Here is a 12,917-nt window from a genome sequence, read left to right on the forward strand (position 1 = left end):
GAGCGGGTACCTTCGGGCTGCGCCCGAAGCAAACGAACCACCGTGCTGCGCACGGTGGTTCCGCTCCCGCTCCGCGGGAGCGGAAGTGGCGAGCTCCGCTCGCCACCCAACCTGCTGGCTGCGCCAGCAGGTTGACGCTCCCTCCGCTGCGCTCTGGGAGCGAGTCCGGCCGCGTTGCGGCCGAAACCGGGCTTCGCCCGGTCAGCGACTTCCGCTTCGCTTCAGTCGGCACCGCACTCCGTGCGGTGAAACCGGGCCTGCGGCCCGGGTGGCAGCAAGAGGGTGACCCGTGGACCTGACGGGGCGGGGGGATGCGGGGCAGAGCGGTCAGTTCCCAATACCGCCGACCAGAAGTGGCTTCGTCAGGATGCTTGGTGTGAAGGCCACACCCATCATCCTCGCCGCCAATGCGAACGCGGCGGCCATGGGGGCTTCGACTGGCCTGTCCTCCTTGGACTCCAAGCCAACCTCACGCATCAACGCGTCCAGCCGGTCCGGTTCACTGCCATGGCGAATGCTGGGCCGGCGGGGGATGAAGTCCGTGATGACTGTGCCGTGCACCGCGTAGACAAAACGGTCCTCCGCATAGTCATGACGGGTGATGGCCACGACCTCGCCAGCCGATGAAAGACGGCTCGCCATCTCGGACAATGTGGCCTGCCAGCCCCACAACTCGATGGCCACACTCCACTCGCCGGCACGCATGACACCGATGTACCCACCCCCCTCTCCCCCACCGGTGTCAAAGAAGTATTCGGAGGTCCGGTTGGAGAGTTCCTCAAAGTCCATCAGCTCTCCGGTGGATGCAATGAAGCACCGCAACACCTCGGCCGGATCAAGCCGGTGAAGGAAAGACACGGTGAAGATTTCGCCCATCGGGCCATCAAAGCCGCCCAGCCAGCGGAACGGCATCAGAGCATCGGACACGGTGCCCCCTGTAGAAGTCTCTAATCTGAGTCAGGTCACCACACGCTGCCATGCAGCACTGACAAGACCGTCGTCGCACGTATCGCCAGCAGCGAGAGAAGCCAGTCCGGGACTGGCACCCAGACAAGAAACGGGTTGATGGGCTGTCAAGGCACCGTTCGACTTGCGATGAGACCCCGTCAGCGGCACCGAGCCAAGTTCGAGGGATTTTCTCTGCAGTGCTGCTTCATTTTAAAGTCCGAGATAGACTCTGGACGCAGAGCGCACCACTCTTGGAGCGCTCGGAGGCTTATAGAGATCTACCGGAGAGCCTTGTCAGTGCTTCGGTGAGGCGGAGCAGCCGCGCCAGATCAGCCGTAACCCTTTTAGCACTTCTACGTGTAGGTTTACCGTTTCCTGCCGCTTGAATCGACCGGACGCCGCCCAGGAGAAAGCAGACAGGAATGTCGACCACGAACCGCGCAGATCAGCGTGAGGCCGCCCAGCGAGAAGCCATTGATGCGATCCTCCGTTCCCTCGAACTTCCTGCAAGATCGCTGGTGCCGGAGCGAGGTCTGCGGACACAGGTGATCATGGCGACCGGGTCCGGGAAGACCCGGGTGGCGGTCCGCAGCGCGGAAGAGCTCCACGCGGGCCGTGTGCTGGTCCTCGTGCCCTCGCTGGATCTGCTTGCCCAGACCGAGGCTGCGTGGCGCGAGGGCGGCCGCAGGGGCCCGATGATCGGTGTCTCCTCCCTGCGGGGTGAGGAGGTGTCCTTCCCCAACACCACGGATGTGGACGAGCTGGTGGAGTGGACGAGGGGCCTGGACAAGGTCACTGTGTACGCCACGTACGCCAGCCTCGGTCTGGGCACGCTGGAGCGGGCGCACGCCGCCGGCCTTTCGGCGTGGGACCTGATCGTGGTCGATGAGGCACACAGGACTTCGGGCCGAATCGGGAAGCCGTGGGCGGTCGTTCACGACAACACCCGCATCCCGTCCCTGCGGCGGCTGTACATGACGGCCACGCCCCGGCTGTGGCAGCTGGACGAGGACCAGGAGCAGGGCGGCACGCCGGGCGAGCTGGTGGCCTCGATGGAGAACCACCCCAACTCGCCGTTCGGCAGCAGGTGTTTCACCCTAACGTTGTCGGAGGCGATCGATCGGGGCATCTGTGCGCCGTACCAGGTGGTGTGTGTGGACATCACCGACACGCAGTTCCAGGCCGCCATGCTGCTGGGTGCCGAGGGCCGGTCGGACGAGATGCGCGGGGCCCGGCTCGCCGCGCTCCAGACGGCCCTGGTGAAGGCGTCAGCCGAGGAAGCCTTCAAGCGCACGCTGGTGTTCCACCACGTCGTGAAGGAGGCCGAAGCGTTCTCGGCCGGGGTCCCGGATGTCGCGGCGCAGCTGCACGCCGCCGATCCGGAGCTGTACCCGGCGACAGTGTGGGCGGACTGGCTGTGCGGCGATCACAAGGCGCTCCACCGCCGGCGCGTGCTCGGGGAGTTCTCCTCCCTGACCGCCACGGACGGCACGGTGGTGGAGAAGGCGTTCCTCAGCTCGGTGAAGGTGTTGGGCGAGGGCGTCGACACCCGCAACTGCGACTCCGTGTACTTCGCCGACGTGCGCGGCTCAATGCCCGACCTGGTCCAGGCCGTGGGCCGGGCGCTGCGGATGCAGCCCGGCGAAGGCAAGATGGCCTCCCTCGTGGTGCCGGTGCTGCTGGCGCCCGGGGAGACGGCGGACAACATGCTCACCAGCCGGGCGTTCGGCGGGCTGGCGAAGCTGCTGGAGGCGCTCAGGGCGCACGACACCCGCATCGTCGAACAACTGGCCCAACAGCAGGCCCCGAGCCGCCACAAGCCCATCCAGAAGGACGCCAAGGGCAAGGAGAGGAGTGGCAGCGGGGAGGGGTCCGGCGGTCCGTCCGCATCGGCGAAGGCGCTGCTGAAGTTCTCCACGCCGCGTGACCCGGCCGCGCTCGCCGCGTTCATCAACCTGCGGGTCCTCAACCCCGAGCACGAGCACTGGCGGCGCGGCATCGAGGCCGCCGTGCTGTACGCACGTGAGGCCGGTGATCTGAAGGTGCCGTTCACGTACCGAGTGCCGACGGGTGAGGAGGCTCAAGCTGAGAGGTGGCCAGCCTCGCTGGCCGATTTCCCCCTGGGGCAATGGGTTGCCGACGCCCGCCGCTTCTACGCCCGCGGAACGCTGGACGAGGCCCGCGTCGAGCAGCTGGAACGGCTCGGCATGGTGTGGTCGCACTACAACGTCGCATGGGAGGAAGGTCTCTCTACGGCGCGCGAGTGGGCCGCCGAGAACGGGCACCTGCTGGCTCCGCTGGACGCCACCTATCAGGGAGCGAAGGTGGGGATCTTCCTGAAGAACGCACGGGCCGCCGCGCGGAAGGCCATGGAGATCGAGCAGCGGCGTGCCGAGGGGCTCCCGGTCGGATCGTCGGCCGGCGCCCTGTCGGAGAACCGCCGGGAGCAGTTGGAGGAGATCGACCCGTCCTGGTGCCCCACCTGGCCCGTGGAATGGCAGCGCGCCTTCCACCTCACCCGGCAGCACCTGGACGAAGGCGGTGCACTGCCGACCGAGCCCGGGAACGTCGTGCGCCAGGGCGAAGATCTCGGACGGTGGGTCAAGGCCGTTCGCTTCGGCTGGGACAAGCTCACCGCTGTACAGCAGTGGATGTGCGAACAGGTCCTCGGGATCGAACCCGCCACCGAGGACGAGAAACCGGCCCCGCGCCGTACGCAGGCCGACAAGTGGGCGCTCAACTTCGCCGCCGCTCGACAGTTCTACGAGCGCGAGGGACACCTGCGAGTGCCCAGGCAGCACGTCGAACGGATCGTCGTCGGCAGCGATGGGAAGGGCGGCAGCAGCGAGGACCAGGAGGGGCGGGAGCTGAAGCTGGGCGCCTGGATCGGGAACCAGCGGAGCAGGGCCGCGACGCTGACGCAGGAGCGGGTGGAGCAACTGTCCGCGATCGGAATGCGGTGGGCATAGAAGGCGCGCGTCACATCCAGGCGCTGGCGCCTCATAACCACTCTGTAAGCAGGTCGCCGACTGCCCTACTGGAAAGCGCTCGGCTCCCTAGAACTCCCGCGAGGGCGAAGTCCCGGACCAGGTGGTCCGGGACTTCGCAATGTCTCGCGAATTTCTCCCAGCCGGTGCTGTCCTTGCCCGGGTTTACGGCCCCAGGGGGTGAAGAAGTCGATTTTCGCGAGGCCGCGACACAAGCACGCCGCACCGGTCACTGTGCCGCTCATCCGCCAACGACACGCAGGAAAGGACTTGCTGATGACCACTCACCAGGTGGCCGGGGGAACGCACGCCCCGATCGCGGCTACGCTGAACACGCCACCCTGGGCCAGGGCCGAGACCCCACAGGGACGCTCTCAGGCAGAGAGCCGCAGGACCGCCGACCGCGCGGCGCACACCCCCGCGGACGACACCACGCGGGTGTCCGCGTTCCCTGCTCTCCCCGCCCAGAGGAGCCCCACCATGTCCCGGGACATCGATCCCGCGCTGCCCGTTCAGCCCTCCCCCGGCCACCAGGCCACCACCCCCGCGAGCCCGAACCCGTCGCGCCGCCTCGCCCAGCGTCTGCGCATCATGGCCGCCCGCACGCGGGCCATCGCCTGGAAGCTGGTGAAGCTGTCCGGCGAGGAGTACATCAAGGGCTTCGCCAACAAGGCCGGCGCCATCACCGCGCCCGTCCTGGGCGTGGGCGCCGTCGCCTACGTCCTGGGCGTGGACCCGGCCGATGCCGTACGCCGAATGCTCGGCATGTAACTGCCCCCGCTGCCCAGAGTCGGCGTACGGCTGGGTCCGGGTAGCGGGGGCCTCCCCGGCTGTGGGGGACTTCTCTTCCGCGGCACCCGGAGTTCATCCTGAGTAGCGGTCGCCATTGACGCGGCGCTCGAGATAGATGCGGGTGAACACGGCGACCTTGGCCCGCAGTACCCAGGGGTCGAAGGGTTTGGCTATGTAGTCGACGGCGCCGGCGGCATATCCGCGGGCGGAGTGTTCGGGGTCGATGCCCATGGCGGTGAGGAAGATGATGGGGACGTCTCGGTTGCGGGGGCGGTGTTTGATGTGCGCGGCGGTCTCGTAGCCGTCCATGTCGGGCATCTGGACGTCCATGATGATGACGGCGAAGTCGTCGTGATCGAGCAGGGCTTTGAGGGCTTCCTGTCCTGAAGAGACCGCGACCAGTTCCTGCTCGAGGGTGGACAGCACCGCGGTCATGGCCAGGAGATTGTTGGGCTGGTCGTCGACGATGAGGATCTTGGGCATGACCTGGCAGGGTGCTGCCCGTACTGCGGCCGCGGTCTGCTGAACCTGCTCGACAGCTTCCATCTGACGTTCCAGCAGGGCGCAGCGTTCTTCGGCTTCGTCGCGCTGCTTTCGGGCTTCGTGCACCTGTGAGGACAGACGGGCGACTTCCCCCTGCAGTTGGTCGCGTTCACGCAGGAGGTCGGTGAGGTCGGGGTTGGCCGCAGCCAGACGATCGGCTCGTTCCCGTTCGGCGCTCCATTCCGCTTCGAGCTGGTTCAGCCGTACTTCGAGATCGGCGATGCGGTGCTTGCGGTCCAGCAGGGCGTCGCCCAAGGCGTCGCCGCGGGCCGTGGAGCGGCGGGAGACGCGGTCGGCTTCGGCGAGTTGCTGTTCGAGTACCTCGACGGCGTGGCGGGGTGAACTACTGGTTTCGACGGCGGCTCGGTGCAGGCGGCGAACGAGTTCGATGGCATCTGGAGTCGCGGCTGTTCCCCGGTGCTCGGCCACGTCGGTGAGCAGGTCCATCACGACCTCCCACGGCGGAACGCGGGTTCCGTTGAGGTAGCGGGAGAAGGTGCCGGCGTCTCGTATGCGCCGGGCCGCGTAGCGGCGTACCGAGATTTCCAGGCCTTCGAACAGTTCCCGCAGCACCGTGGCCAGTGCCCGGGCTTCGGATGTCAGGTCCAGGGCCAGCGGCCGCAGCTCACCCACAGTCGCCGCCCTTCCCCTGCAGGCGCCGGTGTACGTCCACCGGGTCCGGCGCGATGACCTGGTTGAAAACCGGTACTGCGGTGCCTGTGGCGGCAAGGCCGTACAACACACTGCCAGCCCATCCCTGTCCGGCCAGTACCGCCAGCAGACCGGCTGCGAGCCCGGCCAGTGCGGCAAGGAGCAGCACCAGCGCCGCCCTCACCGACACAAGCGAACGATCCATCGTGTCCCCTCCTGTGTCACCCGACCAGGCACGGCCGGGCCCGGCAGCACCCCTGGTGGGCCGCCTGAAGATGAACAACAGGATGGAATGCGGCAAAGGTGTTGCAGCAGGCAACCGCCAAACCGGCAACGCCAACTCCCGTTGCCAGCCCGGGTACCAGCAACACGCAACACTCGCACCCGCGGATCAGCACAGATGAGACAGGCTGCCGCAGACGGCGGCCGGTCGCGGTGTTGGCACCACGTCCTCGCCCGTTGCCACCGTGGGCAGCATGAGACCAGCGGCCCATCAGACCAGGCTCAGATGCCCTCGCTGAGCCGCCGCCTGTCCAGGTAGCAGCGCAGCCGCACGGCCGACCTGGTCGCCGCCAACACCCCGCTCGGTCCCGACCAAGCCGCCGACCGTCTCGAGGTGAGGCGAGTCGAGTTCGAGCACCTGCGGACCCTGAAATGGATCAGGCCCACGGATTGGCGGGAGGTGCGGTTCGGCACCTCCCGGGCCGGGACTGTCGACGCGTCGATGTTCACCACGGCGGCCGTCGACGCGCCGCCCGGCGCACCCGGAGGTCGACTGGGAGCAGCTTCGCAGCGTCGGGAAAGGCCGGCGCTCCCCGCTCGCCACACCCGGAGTGTGCCCACCAGCTCTCCGATGTCCGCGAGAACTCCGTCCAGCAGATCGGCAGCCCGTGCGGGCACGGCTGTACCGGATGGCGATGGTTGCTGTCAGTCGTATGCCGATTCCCGTCAGTTGGGTGCCGAAGGGCTGGGATACCTGAGACCAGGACGGCAGGCCGTGCTCTCCAGTACCGGCGGAGAAGGGGTCGCACATGCCGGGAAGCCGTGCCGAGGATCCCGAAGACGGTCCGATGGCCGTGTTCCCGCCGGCGTCGGGGCGGGCGGCGGCAATGCCCCGACTGCTGGACCTCGACAGCCGCGGTGAGTTGAGAGCCGCACATGTGCGCCTGGTGGCTCAGGCGTTGGGGAAGTCGGAGCGGACGGTGTGGCGGTGGCTGGCCACTGCCCGGGAGGATCACCGTCTCGCCCGGGTGGAGTCGTCCCATTACACGGTCACCACGGAAGTCCGGCGGGCTGCTGGCGCTATGGGGCGGGAACGCCTCCCGGGTCCACGCCGAGCTGATGCAGCGGGCTGCCGACGATCCGGACGCGCCCGCGGTGCCGTCGCTGTCGACGTTGCACCGGGCGATCCGCCGGGACCTGACCCGTGGGGAACGGGCCGGTCTCAAGAGCGGGGAAGCGGCGCGGCGCGCGCATGACGTCTTCGGGCAGCGGCCGGCGACGCACCGCAACGCAGTGTGGGAGGGCGACCACAAGCACGTGCCCGTCGAGGTGGACGTGGAAGGTGAGCCGGCCACGCCGTGGGTGACCTGGTTCATCGACTGCGCCACCAAGGCGATCACCGGGGTCGCGGTCACAGCTCACGCTCCGAGCCGCGACGCGGTGCTGGCGTCCTTACGGATCGCGATCACCCGCACCGAGCCGTTCGGACCGGTGGGCGGGCTACCCAGTCAGATCCGGGTCGACCGAGGCAAGGAGTTCCTGTGCCGGGCGGTCACCGCGGCGATGGGCGCGCTCGCCGTCCCCGTGACCGATCTGCCCGCCTACAGCCCGCACTTGAAGGGCACCATCGAGGCGCTGAACGACGCGGTGGAGGAGATGCTCCTCGTCTCCCTCCCCCGCTACACCGGCCGCCATAAACTCACCGGCGGCCAGCCCGCCGACCCTGACGCTCCACCGCTCACCTACGAGGCGTTCGTCGGCCTGCTGCTGGACTGGGTGACCTGGTGGAACACCCGCCATCACCCGTCCGCGCTGAACGGGAAGACTCCCGTCGAGGCGTGGCAGGCCGATGCGACGCCGCTCACGGACGTGTCCGCGGGGCAACTGGCGACGTTCGCCTTGGAGGACAACGGCCGCACGTACACGATCAGCACCAGTGGGGTGCGCTGGCGCCGCCGCGATTACCCCGCCCCGTGGATGAACGGCCGGACCGGCACCAAGGTCTTGGTACGACACCTGCCCCATCACGACGACACCATCGAAGTCTTCGACGCCGCGACCGGCCGCCACCTCGGCTCGGCGTTCCTGGCCGCTGCGGCGAGCCGGGAGCAGATCCGTTCCGTCCAGGCAGCACGGACAGCGGCCGCCCGGCGGCTCAAGGCCGATCTGAGGGCTGCGGAGAAACTGCGTCGGCGGCGCTTCGAGGCCTCCACCACCGCGGCCCCGCCTCGTCCACTCGTCGCCCCAACCTCCACGCAGGCCGCAGAGGAACTGGGAGCGGCGGCGCAGACGGACCGCCGTGCGCTGGCCCGTCCCGACTTGGTTCCGCACGGCCCCGCACCCGATACCTGAGCCTGCCCCAGGCCCCCGCGCACACCCACTCCGGACGAGGACCAAGCTGATGATCGCTGACCTGGACTACGGGCTGCTGCCCGACGAGAGCGAAGACCACTTCCTGGGCCTGGAGCAGGCCCAGTTGGTCGGCACCGACATGCTGCTGACCATCCACCTCACCCTCCTCCGGCATCGGCCAGCCGGCCCAGCCCTGGGAACGCTCCTCGAAAAAACGCCGTACCGCCTCGTCGACACCCTCCCCCAGGCCCGTGCGGTCCTGGCCCGCACGGAACACTCACCGAACGGCACGCGAAGCACCGGACAGCAAGAGCCCACCGGACCGGACTCCAGCCTGGACGACGCGCAGTGGATCACCTCTCCGGCATGGTCGGACGGCGTGGTGACAGACCGTCCGAAACACGCGCCGGGTGCCGGGGCGCGCCCGAGCTCTCTTCCACGAAGAGCGGCGCACCGCCCGCGCAAGCGCAGAGCCACACACCAGCAGATGTCCTCGCCGCCCGGCTGAACACCGTGGCGCACCCCCTGCAGGCGACAGCCCTGGCCATCCACGCGGTAACCGGGGCAGACATCAGCCGGCTCGAGTTGTCTCGGCCGCACCACCCGGGCTGTTCGCGAACGACACGGCGTCCTGCCCCGGAGCGAGTTCCGGGGCAGGACGCCGTGGTGCGCGTGGGCGGATCAGGCCTTCGCGGACTGTGTCCCTGCGCTCGGCGCGCCGCCGCCTAGTAGGGTCGCGATCGGACCGGCTCGGCGGGGGCACCGGCGTGGTGGCGTCCGGGCGCGGTCGTGGTGGGCCGCTGCCGGCAGGGCCCTGCGGCCTACGCCACGTTGGAAAGCGGCGCCGAGGCCCAGGTGTACGGAGACGCCCCGGGACTGAGCAGTTCGCGTCCGCCCGGTGTGACCATGAAGACGCCCGCATGGGTGTCAGCCCGTCGCGGGGACGGATCCCGCCGGACCGCGCCGCACCGGATCGGGACTGCCCCCGGGCAGCAGCTTCAGCTCCACGGGAGTGGTCTGTTCGTCGAGCAGTGCCACGCGCACCAGTTCGGGGACCCGGAACACCAGGCCGCCCTTGTCGCGTCGCGGCTCGGCCACTAACAGGTAGTGGTCGACGAGGTCGCCGATCAGGTACTCCGCGAATCTGCTGCTGACGCCCAGCAGCCGCTGCGCGCCGACGAAATCCATGGGAGTGTCTCCCGGCCGGCTCAGCCGCACCAGGGCCTGGCGCAGGGGGCCCGGCAGCCGGGCCAGGGCCCGCACCATCCAGGCCGTGGCGTCGTAGGTGCCGGTGCGCAGTTCCTCGCCGCGTACCGCTTCGTCCACGAGCCGTTCGGCGAAGTGGGCGACGGTCCACAGCCGCCGGGCGGCCAGTTTCTCCCCCGCCGCGCGCACGCCGAGCGGCAGGTTGCCGGTCAGGGTGACCACACGGCGCACCGCCTCGGGCTCGCGAGCCGCGCGCTCCTCACCGATGAGCGAGGTCACCAGACGCACACCGTCCGTGGTGCGGAGCGGGCCGATCTCCATGTGGGTGGCGCCCTCCAGCCCGGCGAGCCGGCTGCGTGCGGTCACCAGTACGGTGCTGGTTCCTCCGCCGGGCAGCAGGGGTCGAACCTGGTCGGCGGAGGCGACGTCGTCGAGGAGCAGGACGAGGGTGCGGCCCGCGCTCCAGGTCCTGAACCGCCGGGACAGTTCGTCCAGCGCGCCGGCGCCCGGTGCCGGACGGAGCACCGGCGCCCCCGTGCCGGCGATCTCCTCCAGCAGCGAGCGCAGTGCAGCCGCCGGGTCGACGGGGGCGTCGGTGTGACCGTCGTGCAGCCGGGCGTACAGCTGGCCGTCGGGGTACCGGTTGCGCAACGCGTGGGCGACCCGCAGGGCGAGGGCGGTCTTGCCCGTACCGGGACCGCCGAGGAGTGTGATGACGCGGGGCGAGGTACGCGGGGTGCCGTCGGGACGGACCAGGTCGGCCAGGCACGCCAGTTCCTCGGTCCGGCCCACGAAGTCGCCGGTGTCCGGGGGGAGTTGGCTCAGGGCTGCGGGCTGAGGCCGGGTGTCCTTGGGGGGTGGTGCCGGGGACTCGGCCGGCAGGTCGACGGGCTCGTGGGGCAGCTCCAGGCCGGGGGATTCGTTGAGGATGTCCTGTTGCAGCCGCCGCAGCCGGTCGGAGGGCTCGATGCCCAGCTCGTCTACGAGGTTGCTGCGCAGCCGGGTGAAGGCGTCCAGTGCGGCGCGGCGCTGCCCGGAACGGTGGGCGGCGAGCATCAGCTGGGCGGTGAACTCCTCGTGCAGAGGGTGGAGCGCGGTGAGTTCCTGAAGCTCCCCGAGCAGACTGCGGTGCCCGCCGAGCCGCAGGTCCGCCTCCACCCGCAGTTCCACCGCGCTCAGCCAGCTGTCCGTGATCTGCGGCAGCCGGGCGGCCAGCAGCGGACCGGCGTCGACGCCGGCGAAGGCGTCGCCCCGCCACAGTCCGAGGGCCTCACGGAGCAGGGCGGCGGCACGGCGGGGGTCGCCCGCCGCCAGCGCGGTCCGGGCGCGGTGGACCCGCTCCTCGAAGTCCCACAGGTCGAGTTCACCGGGCGCCAGTCTCAGCAGATAGCCGTTGGGCCGGGTCTGCAGCCGCTCCTGCCCGGCGGGCCTGCCGTCGTCCTGCAGGGCGCGGCGCAGGTGGTAGATGTACGTCTGGATGGTTTTGCGGGCCAGGCGGGGCGGTTCGGTCTCCCACAGTTCGTCGATCAGAGTGAAGACCGGGACCGGCCGGTTCGCCTGGAGCAGCAGCACGGACATGACGCGCCGGGCCATCGGGGCCGTGGGCGTGCGGTCGTGGCCGTCTGCACGCACCTCCAGGGGCCCCAGGACACGGATCGACAGCTCTCCCGGTGTCTGCACCGGGCCGGTACCGAGCCCCTCGTCACGTTCCACAGGTCGCCCCCTCTTGGTCTCGTGCGGTCCTTCACATCAAAACATACCAGCACGTCGGTTTGATTTTGGATCAGAGTTTTCAATGCCGCGTCGGTCGGCGGCCCGTGCCCGGCGCCCGTCCGGACGGGCGCCGGGCCGCACCAGCAGCCGCTCGTCGTCGTGGTGCACGTCCGCGCCGAAGCGCCCCATCAGCTCCAGCGTCATCTCGAGGTACGGACTGCTCACCCGGTCGCGTGCGACGACGGTGAGCGGGCCCCGGGCCAGTGGTGCCGACGTCGGCAGCCCGGTCAGTACGGGCTGCCGGTCGAGGAATCCAGCTCCACTTCCCCGCCGGGAAGCCCGTCGGCCCGTACGAGCAGCGGCAGCCCGCCGGCGGGCCCGGGCACGGTCTCCACCCCCAGTCGCCGCAACGCGTCCACCAGAGGGCGCAGCGTCCCGGCCCGCAGCCGGGCGGAGCCGTTGAAGAGGACATCGCCCCGGCCCGCCGCGGCCAGAACCGGCAGGAACCGGGCGGCGGTTCCCGCGTCCGCGCACCACACGCCGGTGATGCCGCGCAGGCCGCCTCCCAGACCGGTCACCGTCCAGCCGCCGTCCTCGGTGCGCACCGTGACGCCCGGGGCCCTCAGCGCCTGCCGGAAGGCGACGGTGTCGTCGCTGACCAGCGGGGCGCGCAGCCGGCTGAGGCCGTGCGCGGCAGCGGCCGGCAACAGCGCCCGGTGGGTGATGCTCTTGGATCCGGGGATCCGGGCCGTCAGCGGCGGCGTCCCCGGGGGCACGACGCCCCCTCGAACCGCTCGGTGCGGTTGTCCTGCGCCAGAGTGGCGAGGGAGGGTGCCCCGCGCCGCGCCTAAGCGGTGAGCCGGGCTTCGTGGGCGAGGAGGGAGAGGAGGGAGAGGATCATCACGCGGCCTTCCGCCGTGCACGGGCGAGGCCGGCGCGGACCGCCGCCGCGACCCGCTCGGGAGTGAGTCCGCAGTGCCGGCTCAGGCTCTCACCGGGCGCCCGGTAACCGAACTCGTCGATACCGACGGTCCGTCCGGCATCGCTCAGCAGGGCGTACCAGCCCAGCGCGGCACCGGCCTCGACCGAGACCCGCACGGGCGTGTCGGGCGGCAGGACCGTGTCCTGGTACTCCTGGTCCTGCTGGGCGAACCGGTCCGGACGCGGCATGGCCACCACCCGGGTGCCGATCGACTCGGCCTCGAGAATGCGGCGCGCCGCCAGCGCCACGGGCTCGTCGCCGCCGGCGGCGACGAGCAGGGCATCAGGGCGCTCGGCGGACGCCTCGGCGAGGACGTAGCCGCCTCGGGCCTCGGCGTCGTCCGGCCCGGTCGCGCAGTGCCCTGGACCGGGCCGGGCGCCTCGTACGGCGCCTGTGGGCTGGGCCGGGCGGTACTCGCCGCGCGTTGTGGGCGGTCCGCCCGCGCGGGTGTCCCCTGGAGGGTGCACTGCAGTCATCGTGCCTCTTCTGTCGGTCCGCGGAGAGATGTCGGTGTCCGTCGT

General features: G+C 70.1%; 10 protein-coding genes and 1 pseudogene. 4 read left to right on the forward strand and 7 right to left on the reverse strand.

What is annotated here, in order from left to right; all coding sequences use genetic code 11:
• Positions 1 to 327: 327 nt before the first annotated feature.
• Positions 328 to 927, reverse strand: coding sequence for a DUF6461 domain-containing protein (locus tag FPZ41_RS15730; RefSeq protein WP_152863098.1), 600 nt, complete (start codon positions 925 to 927; stop codon positions 328 to 330).
• Positions 928 to 1,370: 443 nt separating this feature from the next.
• On the opposite strand from FPZ41_RS15730, the gene FPZ41_RS15735 reads away from it, so the two are divergent.
• Positions 1,371 to 3,917 carry a DEAD/DEAH box helicase gene (locus FPZ41_RS15735; RefSeq protein ID WP_152863099.1) on the forward strand — a complete coding sequence of 849 codons (2,547 nt, stop codon included), beginning with the start codon at positions 1,371 to 1,373 and terminating at the stop codon, positions 3,915 to 3,917.
• Positions 3,918 to 4,211: 294 nt separating this feature from the next.
• Complete coding sequence (locus FPZ41_RS15740) at positions 4,212 to 4,706, forward strand: hypothetical protein (RefSeq protein ID WP_152863101.1); 495 nt, start codon at positions 4,212 to 4,214, stop codon at positions 4,704 to 4,706.
• A 93-nt stretch (positions 4,707 to 4,799) separates the two neighbouring features.
• Here the strand turns inward: FPZ41_RS15740 and FPZ41_RS15745 are convergent, their stop codons facing one another.
• Both FPZ41_RS15745 and FPZ41_RS15750 read right to left on the reverse strand, forming a co-directional pair.
• Positions 4,800 to 5,903: a response regulator gene (locus FPZ41_RS15745; protein ID WP_322620284.1), complete on the reverse strand. Its 1,104-nt coding sequence runs from the start codon at positions 5,901 to 5,903 to the stop codon at positions 4,800 to 4,802.
• Positions 5,896 to 6,126, reverse strand: a complete 231-nt coding sequence (locus tag FPZ41_RS15750) for a hypothetical protein (protein WP_152863103.1) — start codon at positions 6,124 to 6,126, stop codon at positions 5,896 to 5,898. The genes FPZ41_RS15745 and FPZ41_RS15750 overlap by 8 nt, the downstream gene beginning before the upstream one ends.
• Before the next feature lie 904 nt (positions 6,127 to 7,030).
• On the opposite strand from FPZ41_RS15750, the pseudogene FPZ41_RS15755 reads away from it, so the two are divergent.
• Both FPZ41_RS15755 and FPZ41_RS15760 read left to right on the forward strand, forming a co-directional pair.
• A pseudogene (locus tag FPZ41_RS15755) lies at positions 7,031 to 8,495 on the forward strand (Mu transposase C-terminal domain-containing protein).
• Between the two features lie 49 nt (positions 8,496 to 8,544).
• Entirely contained in the window at positions 8,545 to 9,003 is a 459-nt protein-coding gene (locus FPZ41_RS15760) for a hypothetical protein (RefSeq protein WP_152863108.1), read from the forward strand.
• Between the two features lie 419 nt (positions 9,004 to 9,422).
• On the opposite strand, the gene FPZ41_RS15765 is transcribed toward FPZ41_RS15760, so the two are convergent.
• The 4 genes from FPZ41_RS15765 to FPZ41_RS15775 form a co-directional block, all read right to left on the reverse strand.
• A complete protein-coding gene (locus FPZ41_RS15765; RefSeq protein ID WP_152863110.1) occupies positions 9,423 to 11,414 on the reverse strand; it encodes an AfsR/SARP family transcriptional regulator in 1,992 nt (663 codons plus the stop codon).
• A 36-nt stretch (positions 11,415 to 11,450) separates the two neighbouring features.
• The gene (locus FPZ41_RS48285; protein ID WP_228022764.1) at positions 11,451 to 11,618 is read right to left on the reverse strand and encodes a hypothetical protein; all 168 of its coding nucleotides are present in this window, start codon (positions 11,616 to 11,618) and stop codon (positions 11,451 to 11,453) included.
• An 83-nt stretch (positions 11,619 to 11,701) separates the two neighbouring features.
• Positions 11,702 to 12,190, reverse strand: a complete 489-nt coding sequence (locus FPZ41_RS15770) for a 3-phosphoshikimate 1-carboxyvinyltransferase (protein ID WP_322620285.1) — start codon at positions 12,188 to 12,190, stop codon at positions 11,702 to 11,704.
• Positions 12,191 to 12,314: 124 nt separating this feature from the next.
• Positions 12,315 to 12,872 carry a transketolase-like TK C-terminal-containing protein gene (locus FPZ41_RS15775; RefSeq protein WP_152863112.1) on the reverse strand — a complete coding sequence of 186 codons (558 nt, stop codon included), beginning with the start codon at positions 12,870 to 12,872 and terminating at the stop codon, positions 12,315 to 12,317.
• Between the last annotated feature and the right edge of the window lie 45 nt (positions 12,873 to 12,917).

Origin of the sequence: Streptomyces acidicola, assembly GCF_009377235.1 — a bacterium.
GTDB classification, from domain to species: domain Bacteria; phylum Actinomycetota; class Actinomycetes; order Streptomycetales; family Streptomycetaceae; genus Streptomyces; species Streptomyces acidicola.

Coding starts and splice junctions, on each gene's coding strand:
- FPZ41_RS48285 (WP_228022764.1), bottom strand. CDS start 11,618: ATGACGCTGGAGCTGATGGGGCGCTTCGGCGCGGACGTGCACCACGAC.
- FPZ41_RS15750 (WP_152863103.1), bottom strand. CDS start 6,126: ATGGATCGTTCGCTTGTGTCGGTGAGGGCGGCGCTGGTGCTGCTCCTT.
- FPZ41_RS15735 (WP_152863099.1), top strand. CDS start 1,371: ATGTCGACCACGAACCGCGCAGATCAGCGTGAGGCCGCCCAGCGAGAA.
- FPZ41_RS15775 (WP_152863112.1), bottom strand. CDS start 12,872: ATGACTGCAGTGCACCCTCCAGGGGACACCCGCGCGGGCGGACCGCCC.
- FPZ41_RS15740 (WP_152863101.1), top strand. CDS start 4,212: ATGACCACTCACCAGGTGGCCGGGGGAACGCACGCCCCGATCGCGGCT.
- FPZ41_RS15760 (WP_152863108.1), top strand. CDS start 8,545: ATGATCGCTGACCTGGACTACGGGCTGCTGCCCGACGAGAGCGAAGAC.